At 45.1% G+C, this 18,668-nt stretch carries 19 protein-coding genes; 1 reads left to right on the top strand and 18 read right to left on the bottom strand.

Annotation, left to right across the window (positions count from 1 at the left end):
* Nucleotides 1-9 precede the first annotated feature (9 nt).
* The 14 genes from HMPREF9446_RS03170 to HMPREF9446_RS03110 all read right to left on the bottom strand — a co-directional run bounded on the left by HMPREF9446_RS03170 (nt 10) and on the right by HMPREF9446_RS03110 (nt 14,742).
* Nucleotides 10-2,109, bottom strand: coding sequence for a putative porin (locus HMPREF9446_RS03170; protein WP_009123963.1), 2,100 nt, complete (start codon nt 2,107-2,109; stop codon nt 10-12).
* Between the two features lie 256 nt (nt 2,110-2,365).
* A complete protein-coding gene (locus tag HMPREF9446_RS03165) occupies nt 2,366-2,908 on the bottom strand; it encodes a 2-oxoacid:acceptor oxidoreductase family protein (RefSeq protein ID WP_009123962.1) in 543 nt (180 codons plus the stop codon).
* 22 nt (nt 2,909-2,930) lie between these two features.
* Complete coding sequence (locus HMPREF9446_RS03160; RefSeq protein ID WP_009123961.1) at nt 2,931-3,692, bottom strand: thiamine pyrophosphate-dependent enzyme; 762 nt, start codon at nt 3,690-3,692, stop codon at nt 2,931-2,933.
* Nucleotides 3,693-3,704: 12 nt separating this feature from the next.
* Nucleotides 3,705-3,878 (bottom strand): hypothetical protein, encoded by a 174-nt coding sequence (locus HMPREF9446_RS18080; protein ID WP_009123960.1) that lies wholly within the window; start codon nt 3,876-3,878, stop codon nt 3,705-3,707.
* A 103-nt stretch (nt 3,879-3,981) separates the two neighbouring features.
* Entirely contained in the window at nt 3,982-5,061 is a 1,080-nt protein-coding gene (locus HMPREF9446_RS03155; RefSeq protein ID WP_009123959.1) for a 3-methyl-2-oxobutanoate dehydrogenase subunit VorB, read from the bottom strand.
* A gap of 12 nt (nt 5,062-5,073) precedes the next feature.
* Complete coding sequence (locus tag HMPREF9446_RS03150; protein ID WP_009123958.1) at nt 5,074-5,301, bottom strand: 4Fe-4S dicluster domain-containing protein; 228 nt, start codon at nt 5,299-5,301, stop codon at nt 5,074-5,076.
* A 16-nt stretch (nt 5,302-5,317) separates the two neighbouring features.
* Entirely contained in the window at nt 5,318-5,593 is a 276-nt protein-coding gene (locus HMPREF9446_RS03145) for a tetratricopeptide repeat protein (protein ID WP_009123957.1), read from the bottom strand.
* A 170-nt stretch (nt 5,594-5,763) separates the two neighbouring features.
* Entirely contained in the window at nt 5,764-7,167 is a 1,404-nt protein-coding gene (locus tag HMPREF9446_RS03140) for a glycoside hydrolase family 28 protein (RefSeq protein ID WP_039968377.1), read from the bottom strand.
* A gap of 231 nt (nt 7,168-7,398) precedes the next feature.
* On the bottom strand, nt 7,399-7,839 hold the full coding sequence (gene rpiB / locus HMPREF9446_RS03135; RefSeq protein WP_009123955.1) for a ribose 5-phosphate isomerase B: 441 nt from the start codon (nt 7,837-7,839) through the stop codon (nt 7,399-7,401).
* Nucleotides 7,840-7,946: 107 nt separating this feature from the next.
* Nucleotides 7,947-9,956, bottom strand: a complete 2,010-nt coding sequence (locus HMPREF9446_RS03130) for a transketolase family protein (protein ID WP_009123954.1) — start codon at nt 9,954-9,956, stop codon at nt 7,947-7,949.
* Nucleotides 9,957-10,246: 290 nt separating this feature from the next.
* A complete protein-coding gene (locus HMPREF9446_RS03125) occupies nt 10,247-10,924 on the bottom strand; it encodes an NUDIX hydrolase (protein WP_009123953.1) in 678 nt (225 codons plus the stop codon).
* A gap of 204 nt (nt 10,925-11,128) precedes the next feature.
* Nucleotides 11,129-12,283 (bottom strand): galactokinase, encoded by a 1,155-nt coding sequence (gene galK, locus HMPREF9446_RS03120; protein WP_009123951.1) that lies wholly within the window; start codon nt 12,281-12,283, stop codon nt 11,129-11,131.
* A gap of 38 nt (nt 12,284-12,321) precedes the next feature.
* Entirely contained in the window at nt 12,322-13,602 is a 1,281-nt protein-coding gene (locus HMPREF9446_RS03115; protein WP_009123950.1) for an MFS transporter, read from the bottom strand.
* A 42-nt stretch (nt 13,603-13,644) separates the two neighbouring features.
* A complete protein-coding gene (locus tag HMPREF9446_RS03110) occupies nt 13,645-14,742 on the bottom strand; it encodes an aldose epimerase family protein (protein ID WP_009123949.1) in 1,098 nt (365 codons plus the stop codon).
* 196 nt (nt 14,743-14,938) lie between these two features.
* On the opposite strand from HMPREF9446_RS03110, the gene HMPREF9446_RS03105 reads away from it, so the two are divergent.
* Nucleotides 14,939-15,910 carry a type I phosphomannose isomerase catalytic subunit gene (locus tag HMPREF9446_RS03105; RefSeq protein WP_009123948.1) on the top strand — a complete coding sequence of 324 codons (972 nt, stop codon included), beginning with the start codon at nt 14,939-14,941 and terminating at the stop codon, nt 15,908-15,910.
* Between the two features lie 92 nt (nt 15,911-16,002).
* On the opposite strand, the gene HMPREF9446_RS03100 is transcribed toward HMPREF9446_RS03105, so the two are convergent.
* The 4 genes from HMPREF9446_RS03100 to HMPREF9446_RS03085 form a co-directional block, all read right to left on the bottom strand.
* Nucleotides 16,003-16,266 (bottom strand): hypothetical protein, encoded by a 264-nt coding sequence (locus HMPREF9446_RS03100; protein WP_039968473.1) that lies wholly within the window; start codon nt 16,264-16,266, stop codon nt 16,003-16,005.
* A 12-nt stretch (nt 16,267-16,278) separates the two neighbouring features.
* Nucleotides 16,279-16,638, bottom strand: a complete 360-nt coding sequence (locus tag HMPREF9446_RS03095; protein WP_009123946.1) for a phage holin family protein — start codon at nt 16,636-16,638, stop codon at nt 16,279-16,281.
* A gap of 22 nt (nt 16,639-16,660) precedes the next feature.
* Entirely contained in the window at nt 16,661-16,870 is a 210-nt protein-coding gene (locus tag HMPREF9446_RS03090; protein ID WP_009123945.1) for a YtxH domain-containing protein, read from the bottom strand.
* Nucleotides 16,871-17,199: 329 nt separating this feature from the next.
* Complete coding sequence (locus HMPREF9446_RS03085; protein ID WP_009123944.1) at nt 17,200-18,471, bottom strand: DEAD/DEAH box helicase; 1,272 nt, start codon at nt 18,469-18,471, stop codon at nt 17,200-17,202.
* Nucleotides 18,472-18,668 lie beyond the last annotated feature (197 nt).

The raw sequence follows: 18,668 nt of genomic DNA, 5'->3' as shown, positions 1-18,668 counted from the left end.
TTTGCACAATTAATCATAGAAGTTCCACGAAACGCCGATCTTGAACAAACGGGGGTTGATAGGATAGTGGGGAACCAGGAAATAGTTGGGGCTGCCCATTCCGGCATTGACGTGATACATCATGGCAAAGATACGTGTCCGTTTCAGATGAAGGTTGGCGTAAACGTTCACAATGGGATAACCGCCGATTTCTACCTGGTCGTTCGTCGCTTGCAAGTGGAACTGCTGGGTGGCAGGTGCATAGGCGGGGGCATTGTATTTCGTGAAATATCTGATGTCAGCTCCCAATTGTACTGTCAATACTTTCTTCGCCAGTTTTGCCAGTATGTAGAAGTTGTGGTAGAGTGAAAGTTGCGGCAGCGGCAAAACGGTTGCATTGCTTGTCTTTTGCCAAGTCACCTCGTTGTCCAGATGGAAGACACCCAGGCGGAAATTCTGTGCCAGCGTGGCGGAAAGCACTTGGATGTTTCCTCCGTTCTGTTCCGGCATGGCGCTTTGATTGAAATAGGTGTAGTTCTTGATATTTTCCATACCTGCGCGCAGGTTCGTACCCCAACGGGCAATGTTCAGTTCACCTTCCACACGGGTACGGAATTCTTTGTCCATATTGTCATTGTCCCATGTATAGTGATTGGAGTGGTAATGGCGCATATAGAACGAAGGAAGCGTGTTGCTGACGTAACCGCGGGCGTAGAAGTTTACCGTGTCTTTCCAAAGACGGAAGTTCAGGTCTAAGTTTGCGTTTACCTTGAATTGCCCGATGGCTTTATCAAGCAGCCCCACTTCACCGTTGACGTTATAGTGTAGCAGTCTGCCTTGCCGTTTGGCCAATTCGCCGCCAATGAAAACTTCCTGTTCCGTATAGCGGATGCGGCGCATGTCCGAGAGCGTGTCGGTGTTCATCAGGTCGTATCTGCTGAACTTATGAGAGAGGTAAGCCGTTACTCCTGCCTTGGCATATTTGTTGAATCCTTCCAATAAAGCGATGCCGAATACGTTTTTTACGCTGAAGGCAGTGGTGGAGTCGTTACTGTGGTCTTTGTAGATGTAATAGTCGGGATAGTAATTTTCCGGTTCATTGTTCGAACGGAAGTTATGTCGTGACCGTTCTACCTTGATGGTATGTATGAAGCTGGTGACGGGCACGAACTCTTCGGTGACAATGGTATCTTGGGCGGCAAGGGAAGTACTGTCATTGGCTGCCCTTTTTCCTTTGGTTTGTTTTTTTTCTATTTGGGTGACTTCCCGGTTAAAGCCCAACCGGTAACGTTGTGTCAGATAAACGTAAAAGTCTTTGTTCCGGTTTGAGGTCTGCTCCAGTCTGACGGGGATATTGCTTGACTCGTATTGTTTCTTTCCCTCTGACATGTTTTCCGGATGGGTGATGTACTGGTCGTCTGCGATACCGCCATTCTCGTTCATCTTCATGAAAAAGTTGTTGTAAACGGCTTGCATCTGGTACTTCTCGCCTATATAGCTGGCAAACAATCCCGCATTGAAATGGGAAGTTGCCTGGTTGGCGTAATATCCCCGTCCATACAGGTAGTCTATATTGAAGCCGAAGGCCAGCCTCTTGTTGGCATTGACGGAGAAATAGGATTTGAAACGTTCCTCGCCATTCACTTTGCTTCCTGCCTTGTAATAAGTCAGGTTGGTGTAGGGAACGTTACTGTTGGTGAACTTGACTTCGTCCGGACGGACGAAGAAACTGGAAAAGGGTTCCATGAAAATGGTAGGCTCATCATTGCGGCGTTCAAAGAAGATGCGTGAGAGCCGGGGAGAACCTAGGTTTCCCAGATAGTTATAGTGCCCGAACATGCCTTCTACCAGGTTTGTGTTCTGGAAGTTGAGGCTGGCCGTGTCGGCGGGCATGATAGTACGGTTACCCAAGGTCTCGCTCAGATGCCACATGTATAGTTTGGGCGGAAGACTTTGAATCTCTGTGTTGGTACTGTCTTCCAGATTGTCCGGCAGTGTGTTGGGGTCAACTTGGTTGCCGAACTGGTCCCGGTTGTTGTTGGGATCCATCGGGTTAAGGACACGTTGTGCCCGTGCACCCAATATTCCTATGATAGATAAGAGTATATATGTCAGTACGATTCGTCTCATAATTAGGCGCAAAGATACAATAAAAAATTATTCGCTTACCGAATCCTGTGTTTTTTGCATCTTTTAAAAGAGTCGTACGATTTGCTTCCTTAAACGGATGGCTTGTTTGGGTATATAATTTATGGCTTTATTCTTCAGTGATGACTGTAAGCTCACACACTTATCTGCATCGGTTCACGCACTTGTATAAAAAAACAGCCCTTGCAAACTTTTTGGATTTGCAAGGGCTAAACTTTTTATTGAATAAGGCGAGGGGTCATACTTCTTTGATCAACTCCATTCCCTTCTTGATAGCCTCTTCGTTCATCGGTATCAAGTGATGATGGCGTTCGGGCAACGTCTTTTTCAAACCTCTGAGCACGCTATCCAGCGTAACCATCGGTTTCAGTTTCAGCAATCCGCCCAATACAATCATGTTGAATGCTTTGGCGTTGTTCATTTCGTTGGCAGCATCCATGGCGTCGATGCGATATACATGGATATCTTTGCGTGTAGGCGGATGGATGATGCCGTAACCGTCGTAGATAAGTACACCACCGGGTTTTACTTTACTCTCGAACTTCTCCAATGACGGTTGGTTGAGGATGATGGCTGCGTCGTACTTGCTGAGGATGGGCGAAGATATCTTTTCGTCGCTCACGATAACGGTAACATTGGCTGTACCGCCACGTTGTTCCGGTCCGTAAGCCGGCATCCAGGTTACTTCTTTGCCTTCCATCAGTCCGGAGTATGCCAAAATCTTTCCCATGGACAATACACCCTGTCCACCGAAGCCTGCTATAATGATTTCTTCTTTCATTGTTCTTCTGTCTTTAGCATGTTTATTTATCTTTCAAGTCACCCAGCGGATAGAACGGGAACATGTGCTCTTCCATCCAGGTGTTCGATTTTTCAGGAGACATCTTCCAGCCGGAATTGCAGGTAGAGACTATCTCCACGAGGTTGGAGCCTTTGCCTGCCATAGAGTTTTCGAATGCTTTGCGGATGGCTTTCTTTGCCTTGCGGATGGCGGGAACCGTTTCTACACTTTGGCGGGTAACGTATGCCGTACCTTCCAGCTGGGCGGCGATATCAGCCATCTTCAGCGGATAACCGTGCAGATGCACGTCACGGCCGTAGGGGCTGGTGGAGGTTTTCATGCCAACGAGGGTGGTCGGGGCCATTTGTCCGCCGGTCATACCGTAAATGGCATTGTTGATGAAGATGATGGTGATATTCTCACCGCGGTTCAAGGCATGGATGGTTTCGGCTGTACCGATACAAGCCAGGTCACCGTCTCCCTGGTACGTAAATACCAGACGGTCCGGCCAGAGGCGCTTGATGGCGGTGGCAAGTGCAGGCGCGCGTCCATGGGCAGCTTCTTGCCAGTCAATGTCTATGTAGTTGTAGATAAAAACGGCACATCCCACAGGGGAAATACCTACTGCTTTGTCTTCCAGTCCCATTTCCTCGATTACTTCGGCTACCAGTTTGTGGACCACACCGTGGCTGCATCCCGGGCAGTAGTGCATGGGATTATCGTTCATCAGAGTCGGTTTCTTTGCAACCAGATTCTCGGGTTTGATAATATCTTCTTTTGTCATAATCTCTTCTCCTTATCTGTTGGTGAATCGTATGAAGAACTCCATCAGTTTGACAAATATTGCCGCACCGCAGACGTAGATAAACAGTTTGAAGTCATCTTTCGCTGCAAAATAGATAATGATAGATGCCAAGGCAAGTATCATGAAAAGGATGTTCAGTACGCTTCTTATTTTATCGGGATTCATCGTTCTGTTTACGATTTAATTATTTATGATTTACGATGGGGGGATGTACGGATTTACGGAAGATAACTTTAATCTCGTAACCGTACGATTGCCGAATCGTGCATCAGACTAGTTTTTCTTTCAGCGCGGTTACGATTTCGTCCGGATCGGGTACGATACCGCCCAGGCGGCCGAAGTGTTCCACTTTTACCTTACCGTTGACGGCAAGACGTACATCTTCAACCATCTGTCCGGCATTCAATTCTGTAACAAGCATGCCTTTTACCTTGCCGGCATATGCGGCGATGGCTTTAGTGGGGAACGGCCACAGGGTGATAGGGCGGAGCATACCTACTTTAATGCCTTCTTCGCGTGCCAGTTCCATGGCTTTCTGGCCGATACGTGCCATAGAGCCGAAGGCTACAATCAGGTATTCGGCATCCTCACAATGGATTTCTTCAAAGCGCACCTCGTTCTCTTCAATCGTCTTGTATTTAGCCTGGAAACGGATGTTGTTCTTTTCCATTTCTTCCGGTTTCAACTCAAGAGAAGTGATGATGTTGGGCTTGCGGCCATTCGTCCTGCCGGTAGTAGCCCACGGGCATTGTTCAATGACTTCCGCATCGGTGCGGCGGGCTCTTTGGGCGGGGAGGACTACCTTTTCCATCATCTGGCCGATAACGCCGTCGGCCAGGATAATGGCCGGGTTGCGGTATTTGAAAGCCAGTTCGAATGCCAGTCCCACGAAGTCCGCCATCTCCTGTACGGACGCCGGGGCGAGGGCTATCAGGCGATAGTCACCATGGCCGCCGCCCTTTACTGTCTGGAAGTAGTCTGCCTGGCTCGGCTGGATAGTTCCCAGGCCGGGACCGCCACGCATTACATTCACTACCAGGCAGGGCAATTCGGCACCTGCCAGGTAAGAGATGCCTTCCTGTTTCAAACTGACACCGGGGCTGGAGGAAGAGGTCATTACCATCTTGCCGCTTCCGGCACCGCCATATACCATATTAATAGCTGCCACTTCACTTTCTGCCTGGAGCACTACCATGCCGGTTGTTTCCCACGGCTTCAGTTCGGCAAGGGTTTCCAATACCTCTGATTGGGGAGTAATAGGATAACCGAAGTAACCGTCCACACCATAACGGATGGCTGCCTGGGCGATGGCTTCGTTTCCTTTCATTAATACAACTTCTTCTGCCATATTCTTCTGATTTTATTCAACTTTTACTTTATATACGGAAATGCATCCATCGGGACATACAGTCGCGCAGGATGAACATCCGTTACATTTGTCTTCTACGATCTGCTGGGCATAATTGTACCCTTTCATATTCACCTCTTTGGCGAGGGCTATTACATTGAGCGGACAAGCTACCACACACAGATTGCAGCCTTTGCAACGCTCGGTGTCCACTACGATTGCTCCTTTGATTTTTGCCATAATTTACGTTCTTTATTTATTGATTGTACATATCCTTATTGAAGAAATTCAGGATGTCCATAACCATTTGATGGGCCTGTTGGGCAGGACTTTCCGGGTTGAGGTCGATGGCGTACCGGTAATTGTTCAGCGCTTGCTGCCAGTTGCCTAGCTTCCGGTAGGCATTTCCCCGCAGATAGTAAGCCTCATCCTTGCCGGGAAAGTCGGTTTGTAGCATTTGATCGAGCCGTTGGATGGCTCCTTCTACACTTCCCTGATTGATAAGCTCTTTTATGGTATTAAGTTGCTCCATATCATTCTGAGTTCCGGGTTATTGAACTACAAAGATAGTTTTTATTTGAAGATAACACACATCTTCTCTGTGAAAAATAAGAAAAAGGGGTAAAGAAAAAGCCCGAAGTCTCAGTGTATTCTGTCAGAATGTCAAGACTCCGGGCGGGTATTATAGTGAATGTGGTTGCGTCACTTTACAAGTTTTCCGTTAATGTAGAGATTTCTAAGCGTAACGTCTTTTGCTCCTTTTATGTCATTTCCATCTTTTGCGACATTGTTGAAGTGGCAGTCTTCCACACTGACATTGGATACATGTTTGTCGTCATCCAAACCAATGATGAGTATGCCTAACTTGCTCTTTTCGCAAGTTACGTTTTTCAAGTGTACATTGCGTACGACCGGAGGGAAGCTGCGGTCACACTTTTCCCGGTTTTCGTATTGGAGGTTGATGCGCAGCACGGCTTCGCGGCATTGGCCTACGGTGACATTGCGTACAAATACATTTTCTATGATTCCACCGCGGCAGGTACTGGTCTTGATACGGATGACACGGTCCAGATTGGGGCTGTCCATCTGGCAGTTTTCTACATACAGGTTGCGGTAACCGCCGGAGATTTCACTGCCTATTACCACACCGCCATGGCCGTTCTTCATGAAGCAATTGCGTACGATGATGTTTTCACTGGGTATATTCCACTTGCGTCCATCGGCATTACGCCCGGATTTGATGGCAATGCAGTCATCACCGGTATCGAAGGTGCAGTTCTCGATCAATACGTTCTTGCAGGATTCCGGATCACAGCCGTCTCCGTTGGGGCCGCGGTTGAATACTTTTACGCCTCGAACGGTGAGACTCTCGCAAAACAGCGGGTGGATTACCCAGAATGGTGAGTTCAGCAGGGTGATGTCTTCAATCAGTACTGTATTGCAGGAATAAAGGTTGACGAGTTGGGGACGCAGACCGTCTTCGGGCTTCATTACGCGTTTATAGATAGGAGTGGAGGTCTCTCCGTACATTAACAGACGTTCGCGTCCGCCGTTGCGCTGTGCCACCATTCCTTCTTTCCAGCCGTAACGGGGAGCACCGCACATGGGCCACCAGGTTTCTTTGGAACCTTGTCCGTCTATGGTACCTTTACCGGTGATGGCGATGTTGGTTTCACCGTAGGCATAGATGAGGGGGCGGGCATTGTAACAATCTAATCCTTCCCAACGGGTGATGACTCCGGGGAAATAGAGGCTCTGGTCTGTGGAGAACTTCAGTGTGGCACCTTCCTCTACATGAAAGTTTACATTGCTCTTTAAGGTGATGGGGCCTGTATAGAAAGTTCCTTTGGGTACGATGACCGTACCGCCGCCGTTTAGGCTGCAAGTTACAATGGCACGGTTGATTTCTTCATGGCAGGGGCTGTCCGGTGTATCCGGCTTCGCTCCGAAATCTGTAATAAGATACGTACGTTTGGGAAATGAGGTTTTCTTGATCTGTTTTTCGATTCGGGCGCTCTCCTTGAAGGCTTTGTCAAAGTCTATCGGGTTGGCGGTAGCCATGGCAACCGATAAAAGCAGGGAAAGAAATCCTAATACTCTTTTCATGTTTTCCTTTATTTTTTGGTTATTAGATATCAGCCACAAAAGTACGGAAAGACTGCTGTTCACAGGGACGAGTTTTTGACCGAAAAGGTGTAATATTTGATTGAATCGGGTTAAGGAAGCTGTGCGGGAGGTAGAAGAAGGAAATAAATGATAAAAAACCGGTTACACGTAAATTCGTGGATTGGAAAGTCCCTTCCACGAATTTACGTGTAACCGGTATTTATGGGGCGATTATTTTTTCTGCACCGGGATTTTATCTATCCTCCTTTGATGGCGTCCGCCTTCAAAGGGGGTATTGAAGAATTCAGTCATAATCATGTCTGCTTCTTCAGTGCTGATGAACCGTCCTGGCATTGCAAGTACATTAGCGTCATTGTGTTGGCGTGCCAAATGGGCAATCTCTGCATTCCAACATAGCGCGGCACGGATTCCCTGGTGTTTGTTCAGTGTCATGCTGATGCCTTCACCGCTTCCACAGATTGCGATTCCCGGATAACATTCACCGGCTTCGACAGCTTCGGCAAGGGCATGGGCGAAATCTGGATAATCGCAACTTTCAGTGGAGTAGGTTCCGAAATCCTTGTAAGCCCAACCTTTGGCCTCCAGCCAACCGCGAACATATTCTTTCAGTTCAAATCCTGCATGGTCGGAACAGATTCCAATAGTTTTCATTATATTTACAGTTTTATGATTGGTATATTATATAATAAGTAAGAAGGTGTGCCAAAGCAGATCTTTTTATCAGTCTGTTCGGACACACCTTTCTTTTAATTCTTATTTTAGAGCATTGCTTTTACTTGCTTATATACATTCTCTGCCGTAAAGCCCAGTTTCTCGTCCAATACTTTGTAAGGTGCGGAGAAACCGAAAGATTCCAAGCCCCAGACTTTACCGTTGGCACCTGCCAACCCTTCCAAGGTGACAGGCAGGCCTGCTGTCAGACCGAACACCTTGGCACCGCAAGGAATGATACTTTCCTGGTATCCGGGAGCCTGGTTGCGGAACAAGCCTTCGGACGGTGCAGATACGATACGTACCTTGACACCATCTTTACGCAATAATTCAGTTCCGGCTACCAATGTAGCCACCTCAGAACCGGAAGCGACGAGAATGATATCCGGGTTTTCGTCTGAACCGGCAACGATATAGGCGCCTTTGGCTGCCTGTGCATAGTCGTTGCCTGCAGGCAGGTTGTTGATGTTCTGGCGAGAGAAAATCAGTCCCGTAGGAGTAGTCATGTTCTCCATGGCAAGCTTCCATGCGATCGTTGTCTCTTCTGCGTCTGCCGGACGGAGTACCAGCATGGAGTTGTGTCCTTTGTGGTTCTTCAGTTTCTCCATGAGACGGATTTGTGCTTCTTGTTCTACCGGTTCGTGGGTAGGACCGTCTTCACCGACGCGGAATGCATCGTGTGTCCAGATGAACTTTATGGGTATTTCCATAAGAGCCGCCATACGTATGGCAGGTTTCATATAATCGGAGAATACGAAGAATGTGCCGCAGGCAGGAATAATGCCACCGTGCAGTGCCATACCGATGCAACAGCAAGCCATGGTCAGTTCGGACACGCCTGCCTGGAAGAAGGCACCGCTGAAATCACCTTTCTTGAAAGCGTGGGTTTTCTTGAGGAAACCGTCCGTCTTGTCGGAGTTGGACAGGTCTGCAGAAGCTACTACCATGTTCTCTACTTGGGTAGCAAGTGCACCCAATACAGTTGCGGAAGCGGCGCGGGTTGCCACATTGGCTTTCTGTTCGATGGCTGCCCAATTCACTTCGGGAACTTTGCCGGAGAAGAACAATTCCAGCTTGGCGGCCTTTTCAGGATTGGCTTTTGCCCAAGCTGCTTTGACTGCGTTTTTCTCTTCCATGATTTTTTTCAATTCAGCAGTACGCTTGGCGTAGAGTTCAGCCACTTCGGGGAAGATGATGAACGGATTGACGGGATCGCCACCGAGATTCTTGATTGTGTTCACATAGGCATCGCCTCCGAGAGGAGCACCGTGGGTAGCGCAGTTGGCTTCATAACTGCTGCCGTCTGCCTTGCGGGCGCCTTTACCCATAACGGTATGGCCGATAATCAAAGTAGGTCGTTCTTTTTCAGCTTTGGCCTCGTTTAGAGCGCTGCGAATCTCATCAGGATCATTTCCGTTGATGGTGATGACTTTCCATCCCCATGCTTCATATTTCTTGCCGGTATCTTCGATTGTTACATCCTTGGTTTCGGTGGAAAGCTGGATGTCGTTGGCATCATAGAACATGATAAGATTATCCAGTCCGAGAGCTCCGGCTATGCGTCCGGCACCTTGTGAAATTTCTTCCTGGATACCGCCGTCGGAAATATAGGCGTAAATAGTTTCGTTCATTACTTCTTCGAAACGGGCTTTCATGAACTTGGCGGCGATGGCTGCGCCTACGGCAAATGTATGGCCTTGTCCCAAAGGACCGGAAGTGTTCTCAATGCCGCGTGTGATGTCACGTTCGGGATGTCCTGGAGTAGGGCTTCCCCATTGGCGGAATTCTTTCAATTCATTCAAAGTGAACTTGCCTGCCAGTGCCAAAGTTGAATAAAGCATCGGCGACATATGTCCCGGGTCAAGGAAGAAACGGTCACGACCTTCCCATGCAGGGTTTTCGGGATCATATACAAGGAACTCCGAAAAGAGCACATTTATAAAATCTGCACCACCCATAGCACCACCGGGGTGTCCGGAATTGGCTTTCTCAACCATAGATGCAGCGAGGATACGGATGTTGTCCGCTGCACGGTTCATAAGTTTGTTGTCGTTCATATTGTTTATTATTAGTTTTGGATACTACCTGGTTATTAGCGGGCTGACCTGCTGCTCGTTGATTTTAACAGGACAAAGATAACTCTTTATGTGTAATTAACAACATAGAAAGAGTGTCTTTTATTGTAATTCAATAGTAACAATTGCTTTGACAAGTAGTTTGAACTTTAGCGGCTCTTTATTGATTTTGCCTCTTTGAGCGACGCTGATTTCATATTACCGGAATTATCAGGAGATTTGTATATTCTATTTAATAGTAATGGGTGGGGCTACATTTGTCCGGTGGATACCTAAAGTTTGAGTTTCGGTGTCTTGTGATATACTTTTGCATTGAATCTGTATAGAGCAGCGCCACGCTTGGAACCGGTTTTGTCTATTTTGTCCGTTTTCTCAATATAGTCCATGTCTGCGACTCGTTTACGGAAATTCCGTTTGTCTATTGTTTCACCATAGATTGCCTCATACAGGCCTTGCAGCTGTGACAATGTAAATAGATCGGGCAGGAGATTGAAAACTATAGGTTCTACAGAAACTTTCTGCTGCATCAGGCTGCGTGCTCGTTCCACCATTTGAGGATGGTCGAAAATTAGATTCGGTAGTTCGTTGAGGTTTATCCAGGAGGCATTGTGTCGCTGCACCGGTTCTCTGTCATATTCATTGATATTAATCAGTGCATAGTAGGCAATCGAGATGACTCGTTCTCCCGGATCGCGGTCAATGGCCCCGAATGAACCGACTTGTTCCATATATATGTTATCCAGTCCGGTCAGTTCGTGCAATACTCGTTTGGCTGCGTCATCTATACTTTCATTTTCCTGTACAAAGCCACCCATCAAGGACCATTCGCCCATTGCTGGTTGGAAATTGCGCTTCAATAGTAGTAAATTTAATTCTCCTTCACTGAAACCGAAAATAATGCAGTCTATAGCTACATGGAATTTGGGATTTGAACTGTAGTAATTCTTCATGTTGTATGATGATTGTCTTTCTTTGGGTGTGAAAATAACACTTTTCTTTGGTGTGTGATATACACTTTTATATGTTATGTAACATGGGTGTGGAATATGAACAAGGATATATGGCTGTTTGCAGGAGAAACAGGAGGGAAGGAAAAGAAAAGGCGTCTTTCTACTGTGAAAGACGCCTTCTGCCATTATTGGTCTTGGAGAATTTTATTCTAATCTACGTGCTCCGTCACTGATGACTACATCATAGATTTTCGGGCTTCTGCCGAATTTATTCTTGAATTCTTCTTTTGCTTTTTCTATGAATGTACTATATAGTTCATCTTTTACCAAGTTGATAGTGCATCCGCCGAAACCGCCACCCATAACTCGTGAACCTGTCACACCGCAGTCAAAAGCAAGGTTGTTCAGGAAGTCAAGTTCTTCGCAGCTTACTTCATACAGCTTGCTCATGCCATGATGGGTTTCGTACATTTTTTGTCCTACAGTTTCATAGTCACCTTTTTCCAGTGCGTCACAGACATCAAGTACACGTTGTATTTCCTCAATGACGTATTCGGCACGCATGTAGTCCTCTGCGCTGATATCGGCTTTGGCTTCTTCCAGCATTTCCATGGAACAGTCACGCAAAAACTCTACATGCGGATGTTTCTTTTGGATGGCAGCAACTGCTGCTTCGCAGCTTTGGCGGCGTTTATTGTATGCAGAAGATGCCAATTCATGCTTAACGACAGAATCAACCAGTACCAAGCGATAGCCTTGAGGATCAAACGGGAAATACTGGTATTCCAGTGAACGGCAATCCAGACGGATCAGACTGCCTTTCTTTCCGAATACGGAAGCGAATTGATCCATGATACCGCAATTGACGCCACAATAATTGTGTTCTGTTGCCTGTCCTATTTTGGCCAGTTCAAACTTGTCTATTTTGTTTTCACCGAACAGGTCGTTTAAAGCATAGGCATAGGTGCTTTCCAATGCAGCAGAGGATGACATTCCTGCCCCAAGGGGTACATCGCCTGCAAAAGCTGTATTGAAGCCTTTTATATCCACACCACGTTTCATCATTTCGCGGCATACTCCGAAGATATATCTCGCCCAGCTGGCACGAGGTGCGTCTTCTTCGTTCAGACCGAATTCCACATAATCTTTTAAATCAATGGAATAAGCTCTTACTATATCGGTGCCGTTAGGCTTGATTTCAGCAATCATTCCTTTGTCGATTGCTCCGGGAAATACAAAACCTCCATTATAATCAGTATGTTCACCAATCAAGTTAATGCGTCCCGGAGAAGCATATACTGCTCCTGTTGTTCCGTCAAAATGTTTGATGAAACGGCTTCTTACATATTCTATATCCATGATATTTATATTTTAAGGTAAATAATAGGGAATCTTGCTTATTTTTTTGAATGGTCGGTTTTTGAACCGATCAATGCATAGAATAGGATGTAACCTGCGCAGAACAGAACTACCCAATAGCTGGTCATATAGTCGGTAATGTCGGCTAACCAACCTTGGATGGCCACCATGACGGCACAGCCGAATACCATTGTCATGAACATGCCACTGGCAATTGCCGTGTATTTACCCAGACCTTCAACAGCCATGTTGAATATTCCACCCCACATTACACTGGTGCAAAGACCTACTAGCAGGAATGCAAAAATGCCTATGGGAACTTGAGCCCAGATAAGTTCTAATTTAGCCCAGTCTATACCGGGAACATTCACTGTGATGTCTGCAGGTGCAAACATTCCGAAAGCTACAAGTACAAGACTTGCGATGGAAACTGTCGTAATCATTGTGCGGCTTGAAATCTTTCCACCGATTGCACCGCCAACAAAACGGCCAATAAGCATCATCAGCCAATATACGGCAACAATAAGTCCTACAATCCCTGCATCCATTCCTAATCCGGGAGTGGCGGCATCGGGGGCGGAAGAAAGATATTGCAGAATATAAGTCGGCGTTCCTACTTCGATACCCATATAGAGGAAGATGGCCAGGATACCGAGAACGAAGTGGCGGTATTTTAAGGCTCCTTTAATGAGGCTGGTGTCAACCGGAGCTTGTTCGGGCTCTTCAATCTTGGTAAAGAGAATACCGATAAAACCGATAATAAAGATTGCGAGCGCAATCATCAATGCAGGTGTGGCATCAGCAATATGTGCTTTAGCGGCATCACCAATCAAGGCGCCCATAATGATATATACGGCTACGGCAGCACTACTGTTGAATACACCGCCGATCTGGATAAGTTGGTTTCCTTTATTTCCACCGCCGCCAAGGAGGTTAAGCATAGGATTGACCACGCAGTTGAGGATACACATGGTAAAACCGCTGATAAAAGCACCGATCAGATAAACGAGAAAAGCACTTTCTTTGCCTACATGGCCACTCATCCATTGGACAAGGATACCGATGATTCCTACGAAAAGACCGATTAGGGCTGTTTTTTTATAACCGAATTTTGCAATAAGCATACCTGCCGGAATACCCATTACGAGATAAGCGATAAAGTTACCGTAGTTGCCGATTTGGGAAAGCACGTTGCTGGCACCGAAATCATTTTTCACAATAACCGCCATCGGTGAGCATAGGTTGGTTACGAAAGCAATCATTGCAAAGAGTGCAATCATAATAATGATGGCTCCCCATTGTTTTTTCTGTTGACTCATGATAATTTAAGATATTGAATTTTGGTTAATAATTTTATTGTGTTATTCCTGAATGCCGAATTTGTAGATGGTTATCTGCTGGTATTCATCACCCGGCAGTAATACTGCTGATGGAAAATGAGGCTTGTTAGGTGTGTCGGGGAAGCATTGCGCTTCAAAGCAGATGGCACTTCTTGCAGGGAAAGTCGCTCCATGGGCACCGGTAAAGCCTCCTAACCAATTACCGGTATAAAGCTGTACGCCATTTTCTGTAGTATATACTTCCATGGTACGTCCACTGACAGGCTCTGTACATGTTGCCGCAAGATTTAATTCTCCGCTTTCAGTTTTATTCAAGACATAGCAATGGTCATATCCTGCACCGTTTATCAGTTGCTGGAATTTATCATCGATTCTTTCACCGACCGCATGAGGAGTACGGAAATCCATTGGAGTACCTTCCACTTTCAGTATTTCACCTGTAGGAACAGATACTTCATCGATGGGAACATAAAAATCAGCGTTGATGGTAACTATATTGTTTAAAACAGTGGGAGAGGGATTGGCAATGCCTGCCAGATTGAAAAAGCCGTGGTTGGTCAAATTTACAATAGTAGCTTTGTCGGTAGTAGCCCGGTATTCAATAACCAGAGCGTTGGTCTCGTTTTCCAGGCGATAGGTCATCTCTACTTCCAGAGTGCCGGGGAATCCTTCTTCTCCGTCGGGGGAGGTGTAGTTGAAGATGACAGTCGTGGCGTCTGGCTGAACAGCATCCCATACTTTAGTATGGAAACCAGTCGGACCTCCATGTAAGGAATTGGGGCCATTGTTGATAGCCAGCTGATGTTCTTCACCGTAAAGGGTGAATTTTCCTTTGGCTATACGGTTGCCGTATCTTCCGATAGTTGTACTGAGGAATGGCTCGGGACTATTGATAACGTGGTCTATACTATCATGACCTAATATTACATTTGCATATTTACCATTTTTGTCGGGTACCATTATGGAGAGGATAGCGCATCCGTAGTTGGTTACTGCAACTTCCATTCCTTGAGAATTTTTTAGGATAAATAAATCTGTCTTTTTGTTATTTATATCCTTTTGAAAGTCTTTTTTTTCCAAACCGGACAAATTGTTTTCCATTGGAGCGGTGTTTATCATATCATGGTATATTTAAATTTCTTGCAAATAAAAAGAAATTCTTTTGTTCCCCCAAGTAATTGGAAGGAAATGTGAAGAACATTTTAGGAAAGTTTAGCGTTTAACAATTAGAAGACAAATTGATATTTTTTGTATGTTTGTCCCCATAATCTAAAGAAATCACATCATTAACTGAAAGTTTTAATTAGAACAACGAATGTATCCTCTAAAATTTGAGCCTATCCTAAAGCAGATTCTTTGGGGAGGCGACAAGATTATTCCGTTCAAACATTTGAATGAAACCCTCTCTAATGTGGGTGAGAGTTGGGAAGTATCAGCAGTAGAAGGCAGCGAATCGGTAGTTGCCAATGGGGTTGATAAAGGACTGACACTACCGGAAATGGTTAGAAAGTATAAAGAAGAATTGGTGGGTGAAACTAACTATGCACGTTTTGGAAACAAATTTCCTTTGTTGATAAAATTCATTGATGCGAAGTTGGACTTGTCCATTCAAGTGCATCCGGATGATGAATTGGCAAAGAAACGCCATAATAGTTTTGGTAAAAATGAAATGTGGTATGTTATTGACGCAGACAAGGGTGCCAAACTCATTTCCGGCTTCTCTGAACAGATTACTCCGAAAGAGTACAAAGAACGGGTTTATAACGGTACGTTTGCTGAAGTGTTGCAGACATGTGCTATTGCTCCGGGAGATGTGTTCTATGTACCCGCTGGCCGGGTTCATGGTATTGGAGCCGGTGCATTTGTTGCTGAAATCCAACAGACATCAGATATTACTTACCGTATTTTCGACTATAACCGGAAGGATAAAGATGGAAAGTCGCGTGAACTGCATACCAGTCAGGCTATTGATGCCATTAACTTTTCTGATGTTCAGGATGATTTTCGTACGGCATATGAGCATGTGCAGAATGAACCGGTAGAAATGGTGGCCAGTCCTTATTTTACCACGTCTATTTATGATATGACAGAAGAAATTACATGTGATTATTCGGAACTGGATTCTTTTGTTATCTTCATTTGTGTAGAAGGTGCTTGTGATATCTTGGATAACGAGAAGAATGAAATCTCGTTGGTAGCCGGGGAAACTATTTTGCTTCCGGCAGCCATCCAGGAGATAATGATCAAACCGCGAGGAAGTGTGAAATTGCTTGAGACTTATGTCTGATTGAAGTATTATTGATAGCTAATAATAAGGGCGCAAATGAGAGTTCAACTTTATTTGCGCCCTTACTGTCAGATATCTATAGGCCTTTATTTTTATTTACGTCCTCTTCCGAAAAAGCTTCTGAACTTCTTCATGAGTTTTAATCCTAACATAGCTCCATCGAAGACTGCCATACCGGTATTAAATGCCCTCATCATTGCATTGGCTTTATTGGTGGCAGGAGCAACAGGGGCAAATATATCTCTTGTGATGTCAGTCATAATCTCTTTCTGCATACGTATTTGCCGCAATATGGTATTTTTTTGCTGTGCGATGTTCTCCAAAGTAACGGGGGGGCGATCAAGTGTATTATCCATGGACATTTTATATTAGTTGGATTTATCTAAAAAAAGTCCGGCAATAAATTTTACCGTTGGATTAATGATAAGTCTTTTTCGGAATAAGACAAGTAAAATAATAAGCAGGACATGAAAACAGGCAATGAGAGCATAGCTTGCTATGAGTCCGCCCACTAGTGGAGCCAAGACATAGACCAATGTGAATGACAGGTGAAACAGAACCACTACGCCGAGGATGACAACCAATAACACTAATATAAGTGTTGATAATAGAATAGAAAGTTTTTCAGTAACTTCCAATTTGGTGTATTCCTTTTGTAGTTCCAGATATTTCTTGAACTCAATGAACAGTTGCTGGATATTTTCAACGCTTTTATCGTCTGCGAACATAGTGGTTCTGTTTTGAATGGCTTTATTCTGTTACTTCGCCTTTTATTTCTGCGGCAATTTCATCTACCAGGCTTTCCATCTCGTTCCGGTTCAAACGGATACCTTTTTTACGAAGAATTTCCGCAATTTTATTACGAGTGTCTTCTCCCTTTTCAGGGGCGAATAAGATACCGAGGGTCGCACCTATGGCGGCACCCCCCAAAAAAGCTGCTAAAACATTCAATCCTTTCATGATGTATTCCTTTCTTTTTTTAGAGGTTTATATGACAAAACTAACAATATTTTTTGAATGTTTGTTCAAAATCCCCATCTTTTTTCAGGTTTTATCACGGTTTTGTGACAGATAAATGAGCTACCACGCATCTATCACGGGTATCCGTTACGGGATATATATCTATGTCTCAAATCGATAGAGTGCATTCCGTGACAGCATGACGGATAGATTACGTTTTTAAACTTTATGATGGAGCCCCCTGGGTTATGACAATCCCAGGGGATTCGCTCAATAAAGTTGACTTTTTAAATGAAAACCGTGAGGTTTTATGCCGTAAGATTGAAAAATCATCCTTTCTTTTTTGCTTCAGGTTGTGCAGCTCTTTTTTTTCGTCTCCAAAAATCTCCGTTTGAACGGTTGCCACGGTATTTTTTGTTCTCTTTGGCTTTTACTTTTATTTCTTCGGTTTTCTTTTCTTGTGCCTGAATACCGTCGGTCGTGATAAATGGATGATCTTTTATGATAGGAATTGTTTTTCCTATCAATTTCTGGATATCTTTCAGATAAGGTAACTCCTCTGACTCACAAAATGAAAGTGCTATTCCGTCGTGTCCGGCACGTCCGGTACGTCCGATGCGATGTACGTAGGTTTCCGGAATATTGGGCAACTCATAATTGATGACGTGGGATAACTGATCCACATCAATACCTCTTGCCGCAATGTCTGTTGCAATAAGTACGCGCAATGTGTGACTCTTGAAGCCGGTCAGTGCGCGTTGCCGGGCATTCTGTGACTTGTTGCCATGTATGGCCTCCGCCGGTATTCCTGATTTACTGAGGGTCCGTGCAAGCTTGTCCGCCCCATGTTTGGTTCTGGTAAAGATTAAGACAGATGCTATAGACGGGTCTTTCAATAGATGGATCAGCAAATCCTTTTTCTCTTTTTTCTCTACGAAATAAACCGATTGTGAAATCGTGTCAACGGTAGAGGAAGCCGGAGTCACTTCGACTTTTTCCGGATCGGTCAGCATGGAGTTTGCCAGTGTCTCTATTTCAGGGGGCATTGTTGCAGAAAAGAACAGTGTTTGCCGTTTGGCAGGCAGGAACTTCAATATACGGCGGATATCGTGGATGAAGCCCATGTCAAGCATGCGGTCGGCTTCGTCCAGAACAAAAAAATCAAGTGCTTTCAGGTTGATGAACCCTTGATTGACCAAATCTTGTAAACGTCCCGGGGTAGCCACCAGTATCTGGACGCCTCGTTTCAACTCATCGGTCTGTGGCTTTTGTCCCACACCTCCGAAGATGACTGTATGCCTTAATCCGGTATATCTTCCGTATGCCTCGAAACTTTCGCCTATTTGGATTGCCAATTCTCTGGTTGGAGTTAGGATAAGTGCTTTTATACCTTTACGATTGTCTGTCTTGTATAGTTTCTGTAAGATGGGAATGGAAAAGGCGGCGGTTTTGCCGGTTCCGGTTTGAGCACATCCTAATAAATCTTTTCCTTGTAATAATATAGGGATAGACTTTTCTTGTATGGGGGTAGGAGTAGAGTATCCCTCTTCTTGAAGAGCCTTTAGTATAGGCTCTATCAGTTTTAAATTTTCAAATGTCATGTAGTTAATTAAATGGGCCTCATGCCCTGTTTATATTCGACAAATATACGGTAAGTATTTGGAGGAAATTCAGTTTTGTATTAGGGTTTAATTATATTTAACTAAGGATGCGGAGCGATAATTGTGTGTTATGCTGTACTTTTGTTCCATATTCAGAATAATATAAACCTGTTGGCGGAATTAATTTAGTGCATACT

It is taken from the genome of Bacteroides fluxus YIT 12057 (genome assembly GCF_000195635.1).
GTDB lineage: Bacteria > Bacteroidota > Bacteroidia > Bacteroidales > Bacteroidaceae > Bacteroides > Bacteroides fluxus.
This window is presented reverse-complemented; position numbering and strand designations above follow the sequence as displayed.